This window comes from uncultured Eubacterium sp. (genome assembly GCF_945980375.1).
GTDB lineage: Bacteria > Bacillota > Clostridia > Oscillospirales > Acutalibacteraceae > Eubacterium_R.
The window spans coordinates 1-18,543 of sequence record NZ_CAMFQO010000031.1; the positions used below are offsets into that span (position 1 = coordinate 1).

At 42.7% G+C, this 18,543-nt stretch carries 20 protein-coding genes and 1 riboswitch; of the genes, 4 read left to right on the forward strand and 16 right to left on the reverse strand.

Translation table 11 applies throughout. The features are described from left to right. The 5 genes from Q0P34_RS07435 to Q0P34_RS07455 all read right to left on the reverse strand — a co-directional run. The coding region (locus Q0P34_RS07435) for an HPr family phosphocarrier protein (protein ID WP_294955027.1) at window positions 1-225 on the reverse strand (225 nt) is incomplete at its 3' end. A 57-nt stretch (window positions 226-282) separates the two neighbouring features. After that, window positions 283-2,253, reverse strand: coding sequence for a fructose-specific PTS transporter subunit EIIC (locus Q0P34_RS07440; protein ID WP_294955029.1), 1,971 nt, complete (start codon window positions 2,251-2,253; stop codon window positions 283-285). A 53-nt stretch (window positions 2,254-2,306) separates the two neighbouring features. Further along, complete coding sequence (pfkB, locus tag Q0P34_RS07445) at window positions 2,307-3,209, reverse strand: 1-phosphofructokinase (RefSeq protein ID WP_294955031.1); 903 nt, start codon at window positions 3,207-3,209, stop codon at window positions 2,307-2,309. 3 nt (window positions 3,210-3,212) lie between these two features. Beyond that, entirely contained in the window at window positions 3,213-3,959 is a 747-nt protein-coding gene (locus Q0P34_RS07450; protein WP_294955033.1) for a DeoR/GlpR family DNA-binding transcription regulator, read from the reverse strand. Window positions 3,960-4,153: 194 nt separating this feature from the next. Then, complete coding sequence (locus Q0P34_RS07455; RefSeq protein ID WP_294955035.1) at window positions 4,154-5,218, reverse strand: hypothetical protein; 1,065 nt, start codon at window positions 5,216-5,218, stop codon at window positions 4,154-4,156. Window positions 5,219-5,331: 113 nt separating this feature from the next. Further along, window positions 5,332-5,515, reverse strand: a riboswitch (cobalamin riboswitch). A 69-nt stretch (window positions 5,516-5,584) separates the two neighbouring features. Between Q0P34_RS07455 and Q0P34_RS07460 the strand changes: the two genes are divergently transcribed. Together Q0P34_RS07460 and Q0P34_RS07465 are read left to right on the forward strand one after the other, a co-directional pair. Next, window positions 5,585-7,669, forward strand: a complete 2,085-nt coding sequence (locus Q0P34_RS07460) for a glycoside hydrolase family 95 protein (RefSeq protein WP_294955037.1) — start codon at window positions 5,585-5,587, stop codon at window positions 7,667-7,669. After that, entirely contained in the window at window positions 7,662-8,447 is a 786-nt protein-coding gene (locus Q0P34_RS07465) for an asparaginase domain-containing protein (RefSeq protein ID WP_294955039.1), read from the forward strand. Before Q0P34_RS07460 ends, Q0P34_RS07465 begins: the two co-directional genes overlap by 8 nt. Window positions 8,448-8,492: 45 nt before the next feature. On the opposite strand, the gene Q0P34_RS07470 is transcribed toward Q0P34_RS07465, so the two are convergent. The 11 genes from Q0P34_RS07470 to Q0P34_RS07520 all read right to left on the reverse strand — a co-directional run bounded on the left by Q0P34_RS07470 (window position 8,493) and on the right by Q0P34_RS07520 (window position 17,186). Continuing rightward, window positions 8,493-9,155 (reverse strand): HAD-IA family hydrolase, encoded by a 663-nt coding sequence (locus Q0P34_RS07470; RefSeq protein ID WP_294955041.1) that lies wholly within the window; start codon window positions 9,153-9,155, stop codon window positions 8,493-8,495. Continuing rightward, window positions 9,133-9,948, reverse strand: a complete 816-nt coding sequence (locus tag Q0P34_RS07475; RefSeq protein ID WP_294955043.1) for a riboflavin kinase — start codon at window positions 9,946-9,948, stop codon at window positions 9,133-9,135. Before Q0P34_RS07475 ends, Q0P34_RS07470 begins: the two co-directional genes overlap by 23 nt. Continuing rightward, complete coding sequence (gene truB / locus Q0P34_RS07480; protein ID WP_294955045.1) at window positions 9,949-10,848, reverse strand: tRNA pseudouridine(55) synthase TruB; 900 nt, start codon at window positions 10,846-10,848, stop codon at window positions 9,949-9,951. After that, the gene (locus Q0P34_RS07485; protein ID WP_294955047.1) at window positions 10,848-11,795 is read right to left on the reverse strand and encodes a bifunctional oligoribonuclease/PAP phosphatase NrnA; all 948 of its coding nucleotides are present in this window, start codon (window positions 11,793-11,795) and stop codon (window positions 10,848-10,850) included. The genes truB and Q0P34_RS07485 overlap by 1 nt, the downstream gene beginning before the upstream one ends. After that, on the reverse strand, window positions 11,785-12,138 hold the full coding sequence (rbfA, locus tag Q0P34_RS07490; protein WP_294955048.1) for a 30S ribosome-binding factor RbfA: 354 nt from the start codon (window positions 12,136-12,138) through the stop codon (window positions 11,785-11,787). The genes Q0P34_RS07485 and rbfA overlap by 11 nt, the downstream gene beginning before the upstream one ends. A 1-nt stretch (window position 12,139) precedes the next feature. Continuing rightward, on the reverse strand, window positions 12,140-14,515 hold the full coding sequence (gene infB, locus Q0P34_RS07495; RefSeq protein WP_294955050.1) for a translation initiation factor IF-2: 2,376 nt from the start codon (window positions 14,513-14,515) through the stop codon (window positions 12,140-12,142). After that, the gene (locus tag Q0P34_RS07500; RefSeq protein WP_294955052.1) at window positions 14,499-14,840 is read right to left on the reverse strand and encodes a ribosomal L7Ae/L30e/S12e/Gadd45 family protein; all 342 of its coding nucleotides are present in this window, start codon (window positions 14,838-14,840) and stop codon (window positions 14,499-14,501) included. The genes infB and Q0P34_RS07500 overlap by 17 nt, the downstream gene beginning before the upstream one ends. Beyond that, on the reverse strand, window positions 14,830-15,099 hold the full coding sequence (locus Q0P34_RS07505; RefSeq protein WP_294955054.1) for a YlxR family protein: 270 nt from the start codon (window positions 15,097-15,099) through the stop codon (window positions 14,830-14,832). The genes Q0P34_RS07500 and Q0P34_RS07505 overlap by 11 nt, the downstream gene beginning before the upstream one ends. 20 nt (window positions 15,100-15,119) lie before the next feature. Then, complete coding sequence (gene nusA / locus Q0P34_RS07510) at window positions 15,120-16,184, reverse strand: transcription termination factor NusA (protein ID WP_366783847.1); 1,065 nt, start codon at window positions 16,182-16,184, stop codon at window positions 15,120-15,122. A 40-nt stretch (window positions 16,185-16,224) separates the two neighbouring features. Beyond that, window positions 16,225-16,713 carry a ribosome maturation factor RimP gene (rimP, locus tag Q0P34_RS07515; RefSeq protein ID WP_294955056.1) on the reverse strand — a complete coding sequence of 163 codons (489 nt, stop codon included), beginning with the start codon at window positions 16,711-16,713 and terminating at the stop codon, window positions 16,225-16,227. Between the two features lie 113 nt (window positions 16,714-16,826). Beyond that, the gene (locus Q0P34_RS07520) at window positions 16,827-17,186 is read right to left on the reverse strand and encodes a hypothetical protein (protein ID WP_294955058.1); all 360 of its coding nucleotides are present in this window, start codon (window positions 17,184-17,186) and stop codon (window positions 16,827-16,829) included. A gap of 111 nt (window positions 17,187-17,297) precedes the next feature. Here Q0P34_RS07520 and Q0P34_RS07525 point away from each other — a divergent pair, with 111 nt between their 5' ends. After that, window positions 17,298-17,876: a phosphate propanoyltransferase gene (locus Q0P34_RS07525; RefSeq protein ID WP_294955060.1), complete on the forward strand. Its 579-nt coding sequence runs from the start codon at window positions 17,298-17,300 to the stop codon at window positions 17,874-17,876. 118 nt (window positions 17,877-17,994) lie between these two features. Beyond that, window positions 17,995-18,414 carry a hypothetical protein gene (locus tag Q0P34_RS07530; RefSeq protein ID WP_294955062.1) on the forward strand — a complete coding sequence of 140 codons (420 nt, stop codon included), beginning with the start codon at window positions 17,995-17,997 and terminating at the stop codon, window positions 18,412-18,414. The last annotated feature ends 129 nt before the right edge of the window (window positions 18,415-18,543 follow it).

Below are 18,543 nucleotides of genomic sequence, written 5' to 3' on the forward strand. Positions count from 1 at the left end.
TGCCATCATAGCTTCCTCGTCAGGTCCGTCACATTCCACAACAATGTCACTGCCGCATTTAATACAGCCTGCCATAATATTCATAATGCTTTTGCCGTTGATTTTTTTACCGCCGAATTGGATAAATATTTCCGATTCGTATTTTGTCATTGCTGTTACAAACACATTTGCGGGGCGCATATGAAGGCCCATCTTATTCTTAATTGTAAAGCTCTTTGATACCATTTTGTTACCTCTCTTATTTATCGGATTACTCGGGAGGAGAAGCTCCTCCCGTCATGATTATTTGCTTGTTTTCTTTTGTCTTTTTCCGCCCTTGAGCAGGGTGAGAACAACTGCGCCTGCAAGTGATCCGGCAAGCAGTGCTACAATATAAAGCAATGGATGCTCGCAAACAACGAAGGTGAAGATACCGCCGTGAGGTGCAGGACAGGTTACCCCGAATAATGCTGTAAGTGCACCTGCAAGTGCCGAGCCTACCATACAGGACGGAATAACTCTGAGCGGGTCTGATGCAGCGTATGGGATTGCGCCCTCTGTGATAAAGCAAAGACCCATAAGGTAGTTTACAGGACCGTTCTTTCTTTCCTCTTCAGTCCATCTGCTCTTTGAAAAAGTTGTTGAAAGAGCGATTGCAATAGGAGGCACCATACCGCCTATCATTACAGCCGCCATAATCCAAGTGTTGCCGTCTGCAATAGCTGCTGTGCCGAATACATAAGCCGCCTTGTTGAAAGGACCGCCCATATCGGTTGCCATCATAGCCGCCAATACTATTGAAAGGAGGATTTGGCTTGTTTCGCCGAGTGATGAAAGTCCGTTTGATACCGTTGTGTTAAGAACACCGATAATAGGATTGATAAGGCACATCAAAGCACCAACAAAAAATGTGCCGAATAACGGATAAAGGAATACAGGCTTAATGCCGTCCATTGCCTTTGGCAACCAAGAAAATGCTTTTTTAAGAAGATTTACGATTATACCTGCTGCAAAACCGGCAAACAATGCACCAAGGAAGCCGGATACCGCTGTACCGTCGCCAACCATATTTTGATTTTCAAACATAGAGTTAAAGGTGTAACCCTGTGCGGCAATCATACCGCCAAGCATACCCGGAAGCAAGCCCGGTCTGTCAGCTATGGACTGTGCAATGTATCCTGCAAGGATAGGAAGCATAAATCCAAATGCAATCTTACCTATCCAAAACGGAACAGACGCTGCAAAGCTTGTAAAGCCAAACGCACCGTTTGCAGAGCCGTCGGGAAGTGTTGCATTGCCCAAAAGTGTATCAATCAAAAATCCAAGTGCAATCAATACACCGCCGCCTACAACGAACGGAAGCATATGAGATACACCGTTCATAAGGTGCTTATACAGCTTGTGTCCAAAGCTTTCTTTTTCTAACTCATCATCAGAGGATGCTGCGGAATTGCCCTGCTCATGATAAACAGATGCCTTGCCCTCTATAATACGATTGATAAGCTCCTCCGGCTTGTTAATACCGTTTGAAACAGATGTCTTAACAACAGGCTTGCCGTCAAATCTTGCCATTTCAACATTCTTATCTGCGGCAATAATAATGCCGTCACATTCTGCGATTTCCGCCTTGGTGAGCACATTCTTTGCACCACCTGAGCCGTTTGTTTCAGCCTTTAGAGGATAGCCGAGTTTTTCGCCTGCCTTTTCCAACGCCTCTGCTGCCATATACGTGTGAGCAATACCGGTAGGACAGGCAGTAACTGCAAGAATTCTGTATCCCGTCTTTTTAGGTGCAGTCTGCTGAACCTCGTCGGGATATTTTTCTGATTCCCTATCGTCTATTATTTTCAAAAACTCATCAGCGGTTTTTGCGTTTCTTAAATCGTTGCAAAACTCCGGCTCCATAAGCATAACCATAAGCCTTGACAGGATTTCCAAATGTAAATCACCGTCCATTGGTGCGGCAATCATAAACAGAATATCGGACGGCTTTGAGTCAGGTGCGCCGTAATCAACTCCGCCCTGCACCGTAATTGCCGACAATCCCGGAGTCTTTACACTGTCGCTTTTTGCGTGAGGAACTGCTATACCCTCTCCGATGGCGGTTGAGCCTTGCTCCTCTCGAAGCAAAATTGCTTCTTTATACACCTTGCTGTCAGCCAAATTGCCTACAGCCTCGTGCAATGATACCAATTTGTTTATGGCATCACTTTTTGTTGCAACCGATGTATTTAACTCAATAGCACCGGTTTTCAGCAAATCGATTATTCTCATAATCTTTCCTCCCTGTGTATTTAATATTATTAGCATTGCCGTCAATGCATAAATTACATAATTTCAAAAACCTTTTTTATTTCATCGGCAGTTGCAAGCTCTTCGGAAAAAGCAGTTGCATTACCGCACGCTGCTCCCAATTTAAGAGCATAAGCATAATCCTTTTTGTTTATATATCCTGCCACAAATCCTGCCACCATGCTATCGCCGCAGCCTACCGAATTGACAAGCTCGCCGTCAACATTGGCAAAGGTTGTAACGTTTGAATTTTCGTCAATGAGAGTTGCACCGTCCTTTGCACGCGATACAAGCACATTTCTTGCGCCCATCTCCTGAACCTTCCTTGCGTACTTTACGATGTCCTCTTCGGTTTTTGTTTCAACACCGAATAAATCTCCAAGCTCGTGATGATTTGGCTTTACCAAAAACGGCTTATAGGGTAATGCTTTTTTTAGCAAATCTCCTGTTGCGTCAACAATAAAGTTTACGCCTCTGCTTTGAAGCCTTGACAAAATCCTCTCGTATATATCATCAGGCAGGGTGCTGGGTATGGAGCCTGCAAGCACCAGATAATCGTCCTCTCCGATGTCGTCAAGCTTATCCATAAGGTCCTTTATATCGTCCTCGCTGATATCGGGGCCTGACGCATTTACATCAAGCTCGGTGTCTGCCTTAATCTTTACATTGATTCTGGTTTGACCGTTTGACAATCTGTTGAAATCACAGTCGATACCCTCATCAACAAGCATTTGCTCAAGCTTTCTGCCCGTAAAGCCTGCAACAAAGCCGAGTGCCTTGTTGTGAACTCCCAACCGTGTAAGAATAACCGAAACGTTAATACCCTTTCCGCCGTAATATATTTCTTCACTTTTAGAACGATTAATGTCATCGTACCTGAGCTTGCCAACCTTCATTACATAATCAAGCGCAGGATTTAATGTAATTGTATAAACCATATATCACACAACCTCTTTTACTACTGCACGTTCCTTTATGATTTCGTCATCACATCTGTCGCACAATATGCAAGCCGCATCAATCGGAGCAAATGTTACCGCCGAAACCTTGCCGAACTTTGTGTTATCCGCCAAAACATAGGCTACAAAGCTTTTTTCTATTGCCACTGCCTTTAGCATTGCCTCATCGGTATCCGGAGTTGTAAAGCCCTGCTTTTCGCTCACTCCGTTTGTACCGATGAATGCTTTGGAGAAATTATATTTTTGCAAATTTGTTGCGGCCACGAGCCCTATAATCGCATCGGTTGATTCCTTAACCTCTCCGCCTATTACAAAAACCTTGCATCCTGCCTGTGCCAATCTTTTGCTGTGAGCGATACCGTTTGTAACAAATGTTGCCTTGCAGTTTTCCAAATAATCTATCATTAGATATGTTGTGGTGCCGGCGTCCAAAAATACAAAATCGTCATCGTTTATCTGCTGTGCGGCATATTTTGCAATCAAGGATTTTTCATTTATATTCTTTAGGAATTTTTGCTCGTTATTATCCTCGTTATTCACAAATTGCTGTGAAAGAACCGTTGCGCCGCCGTGAACCTTATTTAGTTTTCCCAATTTTGACAGGGCTACTAAATCTCGCCTGATAGTGCTTTCGGATGTTTCAAATTTTTCGCTCAGCTCGGTAACACTTGCCGAGCCGTTTTGAAGCACCAAATCCAAAATTTTTTGTCGTCTTTCCTGGGTTAGCATTTTGATCACCTGTGATTCATTTTCTACCCCAATTATACATTTCCAGTCAACAGTGAGCGATTACTTTCGTCAAAATCGTGCAAAAATGTATTATTTGTTGGTGAAATTACAGTAATACAAAAATAAAAATGCCCACTTTTGACCGATTTTATTCTATCAGTCACAAAAGTGAGCATTTTAATTTTTATATTTTTTTAGCTTTCTTTTCTTTTTGCACATATCAAAAGTGCAGTTCCGATGCTCATAGCCGAAAAGCCGAAAGCAATACCTGCGCCTGTCTGCGGCGACCTTACTGTGTTGTCGTCAGAATTATTTTCTTTTGAAGCTGTTTGAGTGACATTTTGGTTATTTGTATTTTCAACGAGCGGTTCGTCATCAACTGCCAAGGACGGTTCAAAATAAGTCAGCGCAATTAACGCTTCTTTAGTTGTATAGGCGTTTTCAAGGCCGTAAGCCATAATTACGCCATTGTGCGCCTCGCTTTCAAAGCCGTTCATAAGACAATCATAAAGTGTTTTCGCCGTTTTGTGTTCGCCTATCGAAGCAAAGGCGAGCATAGCCATAGCAGTCGAATCGGGCGAAATATCGGTATAAACACTGTCATAAAAGCAACCGTTATCGGTAGTAAAGCCATTTATTACATTCTTTGCATCTTCAACATACACAGCGTAATCCTCTTTATACGGTGCTATCGAAGCAAGAAAAGCCGCTGTATTATCACACGAGAAGCCGTAGTAATCCATACCCTGACCGAGTGTATAATAATTTGCGATAAGCTCATCAACAAAGTAATGACCGAGTGTGGTGTTGCCGATATTTTTACACGCCTCGGTAACAGCCCTGTAATAGTATGGGCTTGATACTGTTTTGTCGGATAAATTTTCAAAATCGGCTTTAATATTCACACCGTTATAGCTTTCAACATTTTCGCCGAACAAGGTTAAAATATTGATTACGCAAGCGTAAACGACTGCGTCCTGTCTGCCGTTTACAACGATTTTACCCGAATTGTCGGCAAGATTTTGATTAAGCTCAGCAAGAAAGATATCCTTTTTGCTTTGGTCTGCTCTAAATAAAGTATAGGCATCAACAGCCGCATCAAGGCTCGGCGTTATGTTCAAAAACTCAACCTGACCGGCAATATCCTCCTGCACCTGACGGGCGAGCGCTTCTTTTTTAGTTTCGGCAAAAGCCGTCAGCGGAAGCACCGCAGATATTAATACAATCAGCGACAATAATAATGATGTTAGTTTTTTCATTTTATCACATTTCCTTTCTGTTTTTCGCAATAAAAAAACTCTGTCAGCCGACAGAGAACGCAGAAAAAAGACGATAATATCGTCGCTAAATTTCCGTGCTTTCCCCTGCCCAAAAGCGAAAATTACTTTGATACGCGTCTCCTGACTTATGATGCGAATAATCGGGGAGCTGCTCCTTCTCGGGCTCTCGCCCAATGGATGCGCAACTCTTTCACCAAATACAGTAATGGCTGTTGCTCAAGATTCTCACTTGATTCCGTTTGTATCGAAATTATTATATCACCAATTCATTATTTGTCAACAAACTCTTGCAATAAAATGGTATATATAATAAAATAAAGACAGCAAACAAGTGAGGTAATGGCAATGAAAAATTTGTTGTTCTACAAGAGAAAAGCAAAGGCATGGGAGGAGGCTCTCCCGGTCGGCAACGGAAGAATAGGTGCTATGGTTTTCGGCAATCTCAAGACAGAAAGAATTGCTCTCAACGAGGACAGCCTATGGTCCGGTTATCCAAAGGATTTGAACAAAAAGGATGCAGTCGAATACCTTGAGCCGTTAAGGCAGGCTATATTTGACGGTGATCATAAAAAAGCAAGAGAAATAGCCAACAGAGACTTTCACGGTCATTGGAGCGAAGCGTATCTTCCGTTTGGAGATTTGATTATTGAATACTCAAAATCATCCAAAAAGGGATACTTACGCACATTGGATATTTCAACAGGTGTCAGCGTTACAAAAAGCGATTTGCTTACCCAAACTGTTTTTGTAAGCTATCCTGCACAGTTAGCAGTTGTAAACGTTAAGGCAAATGAGCCTATCAGCGCAAAGATAATTATAACAAGCAAGCTGCACCACAAATGCCACACAGACGCAGACGCACTCATTATCGACGGACAGGCGCCTGAAATCTGTATGCCCCCTTACTACAACGCAGGAAAGGTGTTTGAATACGGTCCGCAGGCTATGCGCTTTGCAGGTGCAGTCAGAGTGCTTGGCAACGCCGTATTTGACGAGGACAGCATTGTAATTTCCAATCAAACGGAATTTACACTTTTGGTATCACTTGCAACCAATTTCGTAGATTTTAAGTCGATGCCTATCGGAGACCCTATACCAAAGGCGCTTAAATACTTTGAAAACGCAAAGCCATACAACGAGCTTTTTAAGGAGCATACCGACGACTTTTCTTCATTGTTTAACAGAGTTGATGTAGACTTTGGCAGTGAGAGAGCCGATGTGCCTACCGACAAAAGACTTAAGCAGTTTAAGAAGGGTGCAGATGATAATAATTTAATTGCATTATTGTTCCAATACGGACGTTATCTTACAATTTCGTGCTCACGTCAAGGCACAAGGGCAATGACATTGCAGGGTATATTTAATCCGCATTTGCGTGCTCCCTGGTCATCAAGCTACACAACCAACATCAACACCGAAATGAATTATTGGTGCGCGGATATATGCAATTTGTCCGAGTGCTTTGAGCCGTTTTTTGAGCAGACTAAAAATATGTGCATAAACGGTGAGGTAACTGCAAAAGATTACTATAACTGCAACGGCTCGTGTGCTCACCACAACAGCGATATTTGGGGTGCAAGCTATCCGGCAGGTGATCCGTTTGGCAAAACAAACTCGGAAAGCTATGCGTTTTGGCAAAGCTCATTGCCGTGGATGCTAAACGAGGTATTTGAGCATTATCGCTACACAAGGGACGAAAAGCTGTTTGAGGAAATGAAGCCGTATTTCAAAAAGGTGCTTGAATTTTACAACGATTACCTGATTGAGCACGACGGGAAATTAGTAACCTGTCCGTCAAGCTCACCCGAGAACACGTACAGCGACAACGGCGAAAGAGGATGTTTAACATATATGCCGACAATGGACATCGGTATTCTTCAGGAATTTTTCCAAAACTGCAGAGAGTTTGGATTTGACACCCCTGAAATTCAGGATATTCCTATCGGCTCTGACGGAAGAATTAACGAATGGGCAAAGGAATATGCAGAAACAGAGATAACTCACAGACATGTCAGCCATCTATACTGTGTATATCCGTCTGCCGTTGAGCAAAGCGACGAGGTTCGTGAGGCTGCAAAGAAATCCTTATTAAAGCGTGGCTTTGACGGAACCGGTTGGGCACTTGGCTGGAAGGTTTGCCTATGGGCAAGGCTTGACGAGGCTGAAAACGCACTTAAACTTATTAAAAACCAGCTTCGCCCTATTAACCCAAGAGGAATCAAACGACCGGGCGGCGGCAGTTATCCTAATATGTTTGACGCTCACCCACCGTTCCAAATTGACGGCAACTTCGGTGTTGCCGCAGGTATAGCGGAAATGCTTGTGCGCGGTGCTATTCCAAAGGAATGGTCAGGCTATGCAAAGGGTATCAAGCGTAAGGATGGCACCGAGCTGAACATCAAATTTGACAAGGGAAAGATTTATGAATAAAATTCTTGTTATCGGCTTGGGCGGAACTATCGGCAGTGTAGAAGGCGACAGCATAGGTCTTGACAACAACTGCCTGAAAATACTCAACACAGTTGAATACGACAATGTGGAGCTTGAGGGTGTTTCTCCGTTTAAGATTTTGAGTGAAAATATGACAAAGGCTCTGTGGCAAAGGCTGATAGATTACCTTGACAGCACTGATTTTTCTAAATACAAGGGTGTTATTATTCTGCATGGCAGCGACACCCTTGCATACACATCGTCAATAATTGCAAACGCATTTTATGACAAAAGCATTGTTCTTGTTGCGTCGGACAAGCCGATTGAGCACCCGCAAAGCAACGCAAGGACGAATTTTGACGACGCTGTAAGTCATATACTTGACGGCAGACGCGGTGTGTATGTATCGTATAACGGAATAAAAAAAGGCAACTGCATATCATCTGCCGATATCAATGATGAATTTCGCACAGTGCCGAATGCTCCGAAACCGACAGGAAAGAAAAAAATCAGCAACAAAAATGTGCTGATAATAAGGCCTTATGTATCAATAGACACCTCCTGTTACAGCCTTGATGGCGTTGATGAGGTTTTGATAGAAATGTACCACTCGGCAACCGTGCCCGACAGCGTTAAGGAATTTGCAGGCAATCTTAATATTCCCTATCATTTTGTCACTCACAAGGAAAGTGCCGATTATGAAACAGCGCAGGACATAAGCAACATTATATTCGGGACAACGATAGAAAACGCCTACGCAATGACAATACTTGAATAAGCAATAAAAGGACAGTAATCCAAGCTTCAGGATTACCGTCCTTTTTTATACATATTTTAATACATCTATTATATCCGTAATTACAGGAACATCGGGACGAAGATCCTTGTCCTTAAACCAGCCGAAGTTCATACGGATTGCACCCATACCGGCTGACAGTGCGCCCTGAATATCGTTTACGGGATGGTCGCCGACATAAACGCACTCCTGCGGCTTAACGCCCAAACGCTCGGCAGTAATTTCAAAAAGGCGCGGATCGGGCTTATGTACACCCTCATCACCGCTGACAACCACAATGTCACAATACGGTCTCAATCCGCTTGTGTCCATTTTGTGATTTTGCAATACCGACGGGCCGTTTGTGATAACACCGGTAAGGTATCCCCTTGCCTTGAGCTCCTTGAGAAGCGGAATAGAGTTTTCGAAAATCACATTAAAATCACCGAAATTGTAATCATAGTGATTTGCAAGAACGGTTGCATCGGGAGCATTTTCCCAGCCCCACATCTTAACAAGATTTGTGCACCATTCCACCCTATTAACATATCCGCCGTTGCCGGTAATACGCATATCCTGCTTATGAGCCTCTCGTTCCTTTTGCGAAATATTCGGCAGATATTCGTCAAGAAAGGCATCCATATATCCCTCAAACGCAAGTGTTCTGTCCTGCAGGGTTTCGTCAAAATCAAACAATACTGCTTTTGTCATAATTAAGCTGCTCCTTGAGTTCCTCAACACTGCTGAAGATTTTTTCCTCTCTCTTATAATCAACAAGCTCCACCCTAACGGTTTTGCCGTACAAATCGCCGTTAAAATCAAAAATATGAGTTTCGCACAGCGGTTCATCAACACGCCATGTAGGTCTTATGCCTATATTGGTAAAGGATTTGTATTCTTTGCCGTCAACAAATGCTCTGCTTTCATAAACGCCGAATTTGGGCACAATAAGTCCTTCGGGGAGGTGCTGATTAATTGTAGGAAAGCCGATAGTTCTTCCCCTATGATCACCGCTTATAACCTTGCTCTCGAAGGTAAAATTATAGCCAAGCATCTCGTTGGCATCTTTAATTTTTCCCTCGCTTATGCAGGCACGAATACGGGTTGAGCTGATAGGCATACCGTCATAATCAAGATGCTCCAAAATTCTTACCCAAACGTCCCTTTGCTCAAGATATTTTCTCATATCAAGTGCAGACCAGGAGGCGTTTTTTCCAAATCTGAAGTTAAAGCCGCACAACACAATGCCTGCGTTAAATTCACCGATAAGAATTTTATCAATAAATTCCTCACCGCTCAAATTCTTAATATCATCAAACGAGGCAAAAACCGTATTCGGAAAGCGTCTTTCAAATATACTTTTTTGCAAAAGCGAAAAGCTGTTGTTTACGCAAAAGATAATTACTTTTTCTGCACCGGTTGTAACCGTTTGATGTGCGCGATGCATACCGTCAAAGTCACCGAGCGCAACAGCAATTCGTTGCTTATCATTATTGTTATCCATTTATTCTCTAACGGACAAAACTCTAATCGGCTTTAGCTCATCGCCGATTCTTTGTCCTAATCCCAAAAATTCTTTTTTATCGCTGTAAACAGTACAAATCTCGTCAGCACCGATTTCAGCCTTAACACGCTTTATGTCAAGCGCACCACCGTTAAAAAACCTTGTGGACTGTGCAGACGAAACACAAACCGACTTGTAGCAGGAAAATATTTCCTCAATACCGATAAGTGTCGACTCAAAGCCTGTACCGTCATTTTTCATCTGCTCGAGCTCATCAAGAGTAACGCAACGTGACAAATCAAAGCCCATTGCCTGTGTTCTGCACAGCCTTGTCATAACCGCACCGCAGCCAAGTCGGGCGCCGATGTCATCAATGAGCGAACGAATATACGTTCCCTTACTGCACAAAACATCAATAGTGTAGGTGTGTTCGTTTTCATCAAAGGAAGCGAGGCTAAGCTCCTTTATTTCAACCGTACAAGGCTCACGTTCAATAATCTTGCCTTCACGAGCCAAATCATACAGTCTTACGCCGTCAACACTTTTTGCGCTGTACATAGGCGGCACCTGTTGTATTACACCAGTAAAATCGGCAAGCACCGCTTTAACATCGTCAACAGATGCATTAACCTCGTATTTGCCTGTTACATTGCCTGTAATATCAAGTGTATCCGTAGTGATACCAAGCTTAAGCTCGGCACGATAGCCCTTATCGCTATTGGGCAAAAAGCTCAAAAAGCGAGTTGCACCGCCAAGCATAACAGGCAAAACTCCTGTTGCCATAGGGTCAAGGGTACCGGTGTGGCCGACCTTTTTTTCTTTAGTTATGCCACGCACTCTTGCAACGGCTCCAAACGATGTTATGCCCTCTTCCTTATTAATACAAATAATACCCGTCATCAGCGCAACAATTCCTTTGATTTTTCAACAAGCAAATCAGTTGCCGTTTTTACGTCACAATCAAATCGGCAGGCAGCCGCCTGCTTATGACCGCCACCGCCGAATGCCTGCGCAAGCTGGGCAGCATTTACGCTTTCGTATGTTCTGATAGAGCACTTGCATGCTCCGTCATTTTTTTCGCGTATGGTGAGCCCAATTTCAACGCCCTCAATTTGACGGGTTAACGGAGGCAGTGCCTCTGTGTCAAGCTCGGTAGTGCCTGTTTTTTGGTACATTTCGTTTGTAATGGTGATAACGCATACCCTTTCGTCAAGGAAAAACTGCATACCTTCGATAGCAAGCCTTTCCAATGCGGCAAACTTCTTTGTCTTTGTTTCAAACATAAGGCGGTTGATATAACCGTTGTCTGCGCCAAGGTCAATAAGCTCTGCCGCCGAACGATAGGTGTTTGATGTTGTTGACGAATATCTAAAGCAACCGGTATCGGTTGTTAAGCCTGTATAAAGACATTCCGCCATTTTTTTATCAATGACAACGCCGAGTGCCTTAATCACCTTAAGGATAATTTCGCAATTTGCCGCCGCGTCTGCATTAAGCAAAAGATTTTTTGCATAATCGGTATTTGTACCGTGATGGTCAATACACAAATCCACTCTGCCTGCATATTTTTCCTGCAAACCGCCAAGCAGATTTTCCGTGGCAACATCAACGGCAATGATATATTTTTCCTCAAAATCCTGAGACTCTATATCGCTGTAAAGATACTCGTACTTTGAAGGAATTTCATCATCGCAAAGAAGCTTTGCTCTTTTGCCGAGCTTTTGCAAGGCACGAAGAAGTGCAAAGCCACTGCCCAAGGTGTCTCCATCCGGATGAGCGTGGCAAAGAATTGCAAAATCATTTTCTTTTTTCAGCAATCCTGCACACTTTTCAACATTAATCTTCATTTCTTGTTCCTATACCCTTAAGCTTATCAAAAAGCTCCATACCTTTTTCGATAGAGTCATCGGCAACAAAGCGAAGCTCCGGTGTTTTGCGCAAATGGAGCGATGCTCCGAGACGGCCACGGATAAAGCCCTGTGCCGCCTTTAATCCCTTAACAGCCTGCTTTGCGGTTTCCACTCCCTCTAAAGCGCTGATATACACCTTTGCATAGCTTAGGTCGTTGCTGACATCTACCTTTACAACCGTGAGCATACCGCTTACTCTCGGATCCTTAACCTCACGGAGTATAGCGATAAGCTCTCTTTTTATATCCTCTGTAATTCTGTCTATTCTGTATCCTGCCATATTAATCTCTGTATTCTTCTACAATATACGCTTCAAAGACATCACCGGTTTGAATATCATCAAAGCCAACAAGGCTTATACCGCATTCGTAGCCCGATGAAACCTCCTTAACCTCGTCCTTAAATCTCTTAAGATTTGCTATCTCTACATTTGCAATTTCCTTGCCGTCACGAACAACGCGAACCTTACCGCCGCGCTTGATGTTACCCGATGTAACAACGCAGCCTGCGATTGTTCCTGCGGAAGAAATCTTGTAAACCTCGCGAACCTCGGCAGCACCTGTATCAACATCTCTGTACTTAGGTGCTCTCATACCGCGCATAGCATTTTCAATATCCTCAATAGCATCATAAATAATGTCATAGGTTTTGATTTCGATGCCGTCACGGTTTGCACTTTCCTGTGCTATTGGGTCAACAGATACGGCAAAGCCTACGATAATAGCATTTGATGCATTGGCAAGCATAACGTCGCTTTCGTTAACCGTACCGACACCGCCATGGATAATCTTTACCCTAACCTCATCATTTTCAATCTTAAGAAGCGACTGCTTTACAGCCTCGACAGAGCCCTGAACATCAGCCTTAACGATGATGTTAAGATCCTTAAGCTCGCCCTCGTGCAAGGTGTCAAACAAGGTGTCAAGGGTAACCTTCTGGAATGCCTTGAATTCCTCCTCCTTAGCCTCTGCCTTACGCTGCTCAACAAGCTGACGTGCAAGCTTTTCATCAGAAACTGCGTTAAAGAGGTCACCGCTCATAGGTGCTCGGTCAAGACCCATAATCTCAACAGGAACAGATGGACCTGCGCTGTTAATTTTCTTACCTTGAAAGTCAACCATTGCTCTTACCTTGCCTACTGCTGTTCCGGCAACGATAACGTCGCCTGCCTTCAATGTACCGTTTTGTACAAGCAAGGTTGCAATAGGACCTCTGCCCTTATCAAGCTTTGCTTCAATAACAACACCCTTTGCAGTTCTGTCAGGGTTTGCCTTTAGCTCGCTCATTTCTGCAACAAGATTGATTGTTTCAAGAAGCTTATCAATACCCATTTTTGTTTTTGCCGACACAGGAACACAGATAACATCACCGCCCCATTCCTCAGGAACAAGCTCATGCTCTGTAAGCTGCTGCAAAACTCTGTCCGGGTTTGCGCCCTCTTTATCCATTTTGTTGATAGCAACAATGATTTCTACACCTGCTGCCTTTGCATGATTAATTGCCTCGATTGTCTGTGGCATAATACCGTCATCGGCAGCAACTACAAGCACTGCAATATCCGTACTCATTGCACCTCTTGCACGCATAGCGGTAAATGCCGCGTGTCCCGGTGTATCAAGGAATGTAATAGTCTGATTATCCGGAGTGATTACCTGATAAGCACCGATTGCCTGTGTGATACCGCCTGCCTCTGTTGATGTAACAGAGGTGTTACGAATAGCATCAAGGATAGATGTCTTACCATGGTCAACGTGTCCCATAACACAAACAACAGGAGGACGTGTTACTGCGTTTTCATCATTTTCATCCTCTGCCTCTATAATCTGCTCCTCGATAGAAACAACAACCTCTTTTTCAACCTTTGCGCCAAGCTCGGTTGCAACAATCTCGGCTGTATCGTAATCAATAACCTCGTTAACGGTTACCATCATACCAAGCTTCATAAGCTCCTTGATTACCTCGTTTGCCGCAAGACGAAGAAGTGATGCAAGCTCGCCGACCGTAATTTCGTCACCAACGGTAATCTTGATTTGCTGCTTCTTTCTCTGCTCTGCAATACGAGCAAGACGCTGTGCCTCTGTTTCCTTCTTTGAACGGGCATGCATACCCTGAGGCTTCTTCTTTCTGTATTGCTTTGATTTTTGGTTAAGCTTTTGCTTCTTTTGATAATCGCCTACTGCGTTTGCAGGTGAAATATCCTCATATTTTTGATTGTACTTTTCAAGGTCAACAGTATTAACTCTTGTATCAATATGGCGAGCCTCGCCCTTTGTTCTTGCCTGAGGCACCTGCTCTGCCTTTTTCTTTGCCTTTTCCTCTGCTCTTTTAGCAGCCTGCTCTGCCATTTGAAGAATAGCCGCCTGGCTTTGATGCTTCTTGCTTTTTGCATCATCCTTCGGTGCTTCCTTTTTAGGAGCCTTCTTTGGAGCCTCCTTCTTTTTCTCTGCAGGCTTCTTTTGAGCAAAGTAGCTGTCAAAGCTCTCCACACTGTTATCCTGTGTTATCTTATCAAAAAGGATGTTAAGCTCATCCTCACTAAGTACGGTTGCAGCTTTTTTTGCAGGACCTTCGCAGTATTGGTCAAGTACTTCAATAATTTCTTTGTTTTGCTTTCCGAAATCCTTTGCAATTTCGGAAACCTTAATCTTTATTACCATACTCGTTTTCCTCCTGATTAATTAGTTCTTTTATTCTGCCGGAAAAGTTTGTGTCGTTAACAGTGATAACCCCTGCCTTGTAGCCAAGAGCACGATGAATATCATCGATAGCTTCTGCTATTTGCTTGATTTCTATATCATCGGCATTTGCTTTTTTGGCACACACCTTAAATTCGTCAATCAATCTGTTTGACACATCACAGGCAAAAATTATCAAATCTGTCTTGTGCTCCATTACAGCCTTAACAGCCATATCGTGCCCCATTGATATCTTGCCCGCTCTTCTTGCCATTCCAAGCATTGATAAATATTTTTTATTCGGCATTTGAAATTTCTTCTTCCATAGTATCGTATACTGCATCCTCAATTTTAACAGAGAACGCTCTTTCAAAGGCACGCTTTTTTCTTGCTTTTTTTAAGCACTCCGCGTTTTTGCAAACGTAAGCACCTCTGCCTGCCTTTTTACCCGTTAGGTCAAGGCTGACATTTCCGTCAGGGTCCTTAACAACTCTAACCAATGTACGCTTGTCGAACATCTCGCCGCAACCCGTACACATCCTCATAGGTACCTTTTTTGTTTTCATTGCAATCACCCTTGTAGTAATTATTCCTCGTTAGGAAGCTCATAAAAGCCCGATTCCGGCTTAATATCAATTTTCCAAGATGTAAGCTTTGCGGCCAAGCGAACATTCTGTCCCTTGTTACCGATAGCCAACGAAAGCTGATCATCGGGAACGGTTGCCCTGCAGGACTTTGCGTCCTCATCAAGAATTTCCACGCTGACAACATCTGACGGTGCAAGCGCAGCCGAAACAAACTCAACAGGGTCTGTGCTGTACTTCACAATGTCAATCTTCTCACCGCCGAGTGCGTCAACAACGTTTGATACTCTCTGTCCCTTTGGACCGATGCATGAGCCTACTGCGTCAACATTCTCGTCCTTTGACCATACGGCAATCTTTGTACGAGAGCCTGCCTCACGCGAAACACTCATAATCTCAATAGTACCGTCAAAAATTTCAGGCACCTCTGTTTCAAACAATCTTCTTACAAGACCCGGATGGGTTCTTGAAATCATAACCTTTGGACCCTTGCCCATATCCTTAACGTCAACAACAAAAATTTTTGTCATCTGACCTTCAACAAAGGTTTCTCCCGGCACCTGCTCCGCCTTTGGAAGAACAGCCTCACTGCGACCTATTTCAAGGTAAACATTGCCTGTAATAGGATCAACCTTGTTAACCTTTGCAGAAAGAAGCTCTTGATTTTTGCTTTGGAATTCCTCAAGCATCTTTCCTCTTTCAGCCTCACGAATACCCTGACGGATAACGTGCTTTGCTGTCTGTGCAACTATTCTGCCAAAATTCTTTGTCTTAAGAGGAATATTAATTGTCTTGCCAACCTTTGCACTCTTGCGAATAAGCTGTGCCTGCTCAAGTGTGAGGTCTGTATCCGGATCCTCAATTTCCTCAACAACGTTCTTTGTTACATAAACCTTAATGCTCATTTTTTCCGGATCAATATCGCAATGAACGATGTCCTTGCCGTTGTAGTCGTGCTTTGCAGCAACGATAATTGCAGCAGCAATTTTTTCGTACAGGTAATCCTCCGGAATTCCTTTTTCAGCTGTAAGCATTTTTACTGCCTCAAAAAATTCTTTGTTCATCATTTTTCCTATCATCCTTTCGGTACAAAATTACAAATAAAATTTACATTTCCTTTTGAAAATCATTTATATCAAAATCATCAAGCTTAACATAGGAGGTTTCCTTCCTGTTAACCGTGATTGTCGCTCCGTCCTGAAGTTCAACGGTAATTTCCTTGTTTTCATATTTTGCAAGTCTGCCGTTAAAATCACGAACGCCGTCAATAGCCCTGATTGTTCTCATCATAACAGGAGAGCCGATGTATTTTTCAAAATGCTCATCCTTAACAAGCTCTCGCTCAACACCCGGAGAGCTGACCTCCATCATATAGCTTTGACTTATCGGGTCTGCCTCATCAAGCGGCTTTGATATTGCGTGTGTAAAATCAACGCAATCATTCATATCAATTCCGCCGTCCTTATCAATAAAAATTCGCAGGTACCAATCAGAACCCTCCTTTGCAAACTGAATATTCCAAATGTCATATCCCATTTCGTCTGCAATAGGCTTGATAACACCTTCAACCCGTTCAACTGTTGTAGGCTTTCCCAAGCTAACACCTCCTTAGGGTAATGGTAATACAATAAAAAGAAGCGAACCCTTTGGGCTCACCTCACTTTTGTTTACATTCGATTATATATATTATATATTATAATATGTGTTTGTCAAGACCTTTGTATAATTTTTATACAGCTTACTATGGTTGGAGGAATCATAAATAATCCAAACGGTACAGCAAGAATAACAATCGGTACGCACAATAATACAATTAGTAATATTTGATTTTTCGACAGCTTATCTATTCTTATAAATCCTACACAAAATCCCGTAAATGATGCCGTCGGAACAAGGGCAAAGCCTAATGACATAAGCAATATTTCAACTGCAGATATGTTATAATTTGCCTCGCTCCTGCTGTTAATTGCCGTTATAAGCAAAAAAGATAATATGAAAAATCCAACAAACAAAGCGCATACGCTAATCAAATATTTTCTTGCGGAAGTTGCAGTCCAATTTTTATACATAATTTACCTCACTGATATGCTATTCCAATAATAACAAATTAACTGTTGAAAAACAATACAAAATGGTATAAAATATATCTGTTAAAATTTTTAGTTATTGGAGGATTAATAATGTCAAATCAAGTAGTAGTAGAAATTTCTGCTCGTCACGTTCACGTTTCAAAGGCAGACCTTGAAACACTTTTCGGTAAGGATTACGAGCTTACAGTAAAAAAGGAGCTTTCACAACCCGGTCAATATGCTTGTGAAGAAAGAGTAAGAGTTGTCGGTACAAAGGGCGAATTTCCTGCAGTATCAATCCTCGGTCCTTGCAGAAATGCAACACAGGTCGAGCTTTCACTTACAGATGCACGTTCAATCGGTGTTGACGCACCGGTAAGAGAGTCAGGCGACATTGACGGCTCAGGCACATGCAAGCTTGTAGGCCCGTGTGGAGAGGTAGAAATTGCATGCGGTGTTATTGCTGCAAAGCGTCACATCCATGCAACAACAAAGGATGCAGAAGAATTCGGTCTTGAAAACGGTCAAATCGTTTCTGTTCAAATTCCGTCTGCAAACGGCAGAAATCTCACCTTCGGTGATGTTGTTGTAAGAGTTAGCGACAGCTACGCACTTGCAATGCACATCGACACAGATGAGGCAAACGCAGCCGGAATGAAGCCAAACACAATGGGCACAATCATAAAATAATCTATAATAAATTCACAAAAGCCATCCTGATTTTGCAGGGTGGCTTTTGCTTTTGTCAAGCAATAATGTTGACTTATAATATAAATATGGTAAAATTAAATAAAAAGGGGTGATACTTATGAAGAAAAAAATTATAATCGTTGTTTGTATTATCATTGCTTTAGTCGCTGTCGCTGTGCCTGTTAAGCACTTTTACATTGATAACACGGCAAATATAGCAGCTCTCAAGGAGGAATATCCGGAGTACTTTTTCGATGCAAAGGCTGACGAAAACATAGAAATATATGTATGGCAGTTGGCAGAGGACAACTATTTGTGCGGTGCTTTGCTCAAAACTGACAGTGAAAGGTCAAACGAAGAAATAATTGGCTTGGCCAACAAAACAATTACAGTTGAAGAAATGAAAAATATTCTTTCATATTGCAAAATACCCAAAGAAAATATAACCATAATTCCCTGCGTTCAGCCGATTTCAAGCTATTCGTACACTATTGATGATGAGTATACAAAAAGGGTTGAAGCAATGTTTGATTATTAACACAATAATTCATAACAAAAAAGAACACCATATTGGTGTTCTTTTTGTTATGTCGGCGATGACCTATCTTTGCGGGAGGCTGCCCTCCAACTATTGTCAGCACGCATGAGCTTAACTACCGTGTTCGGA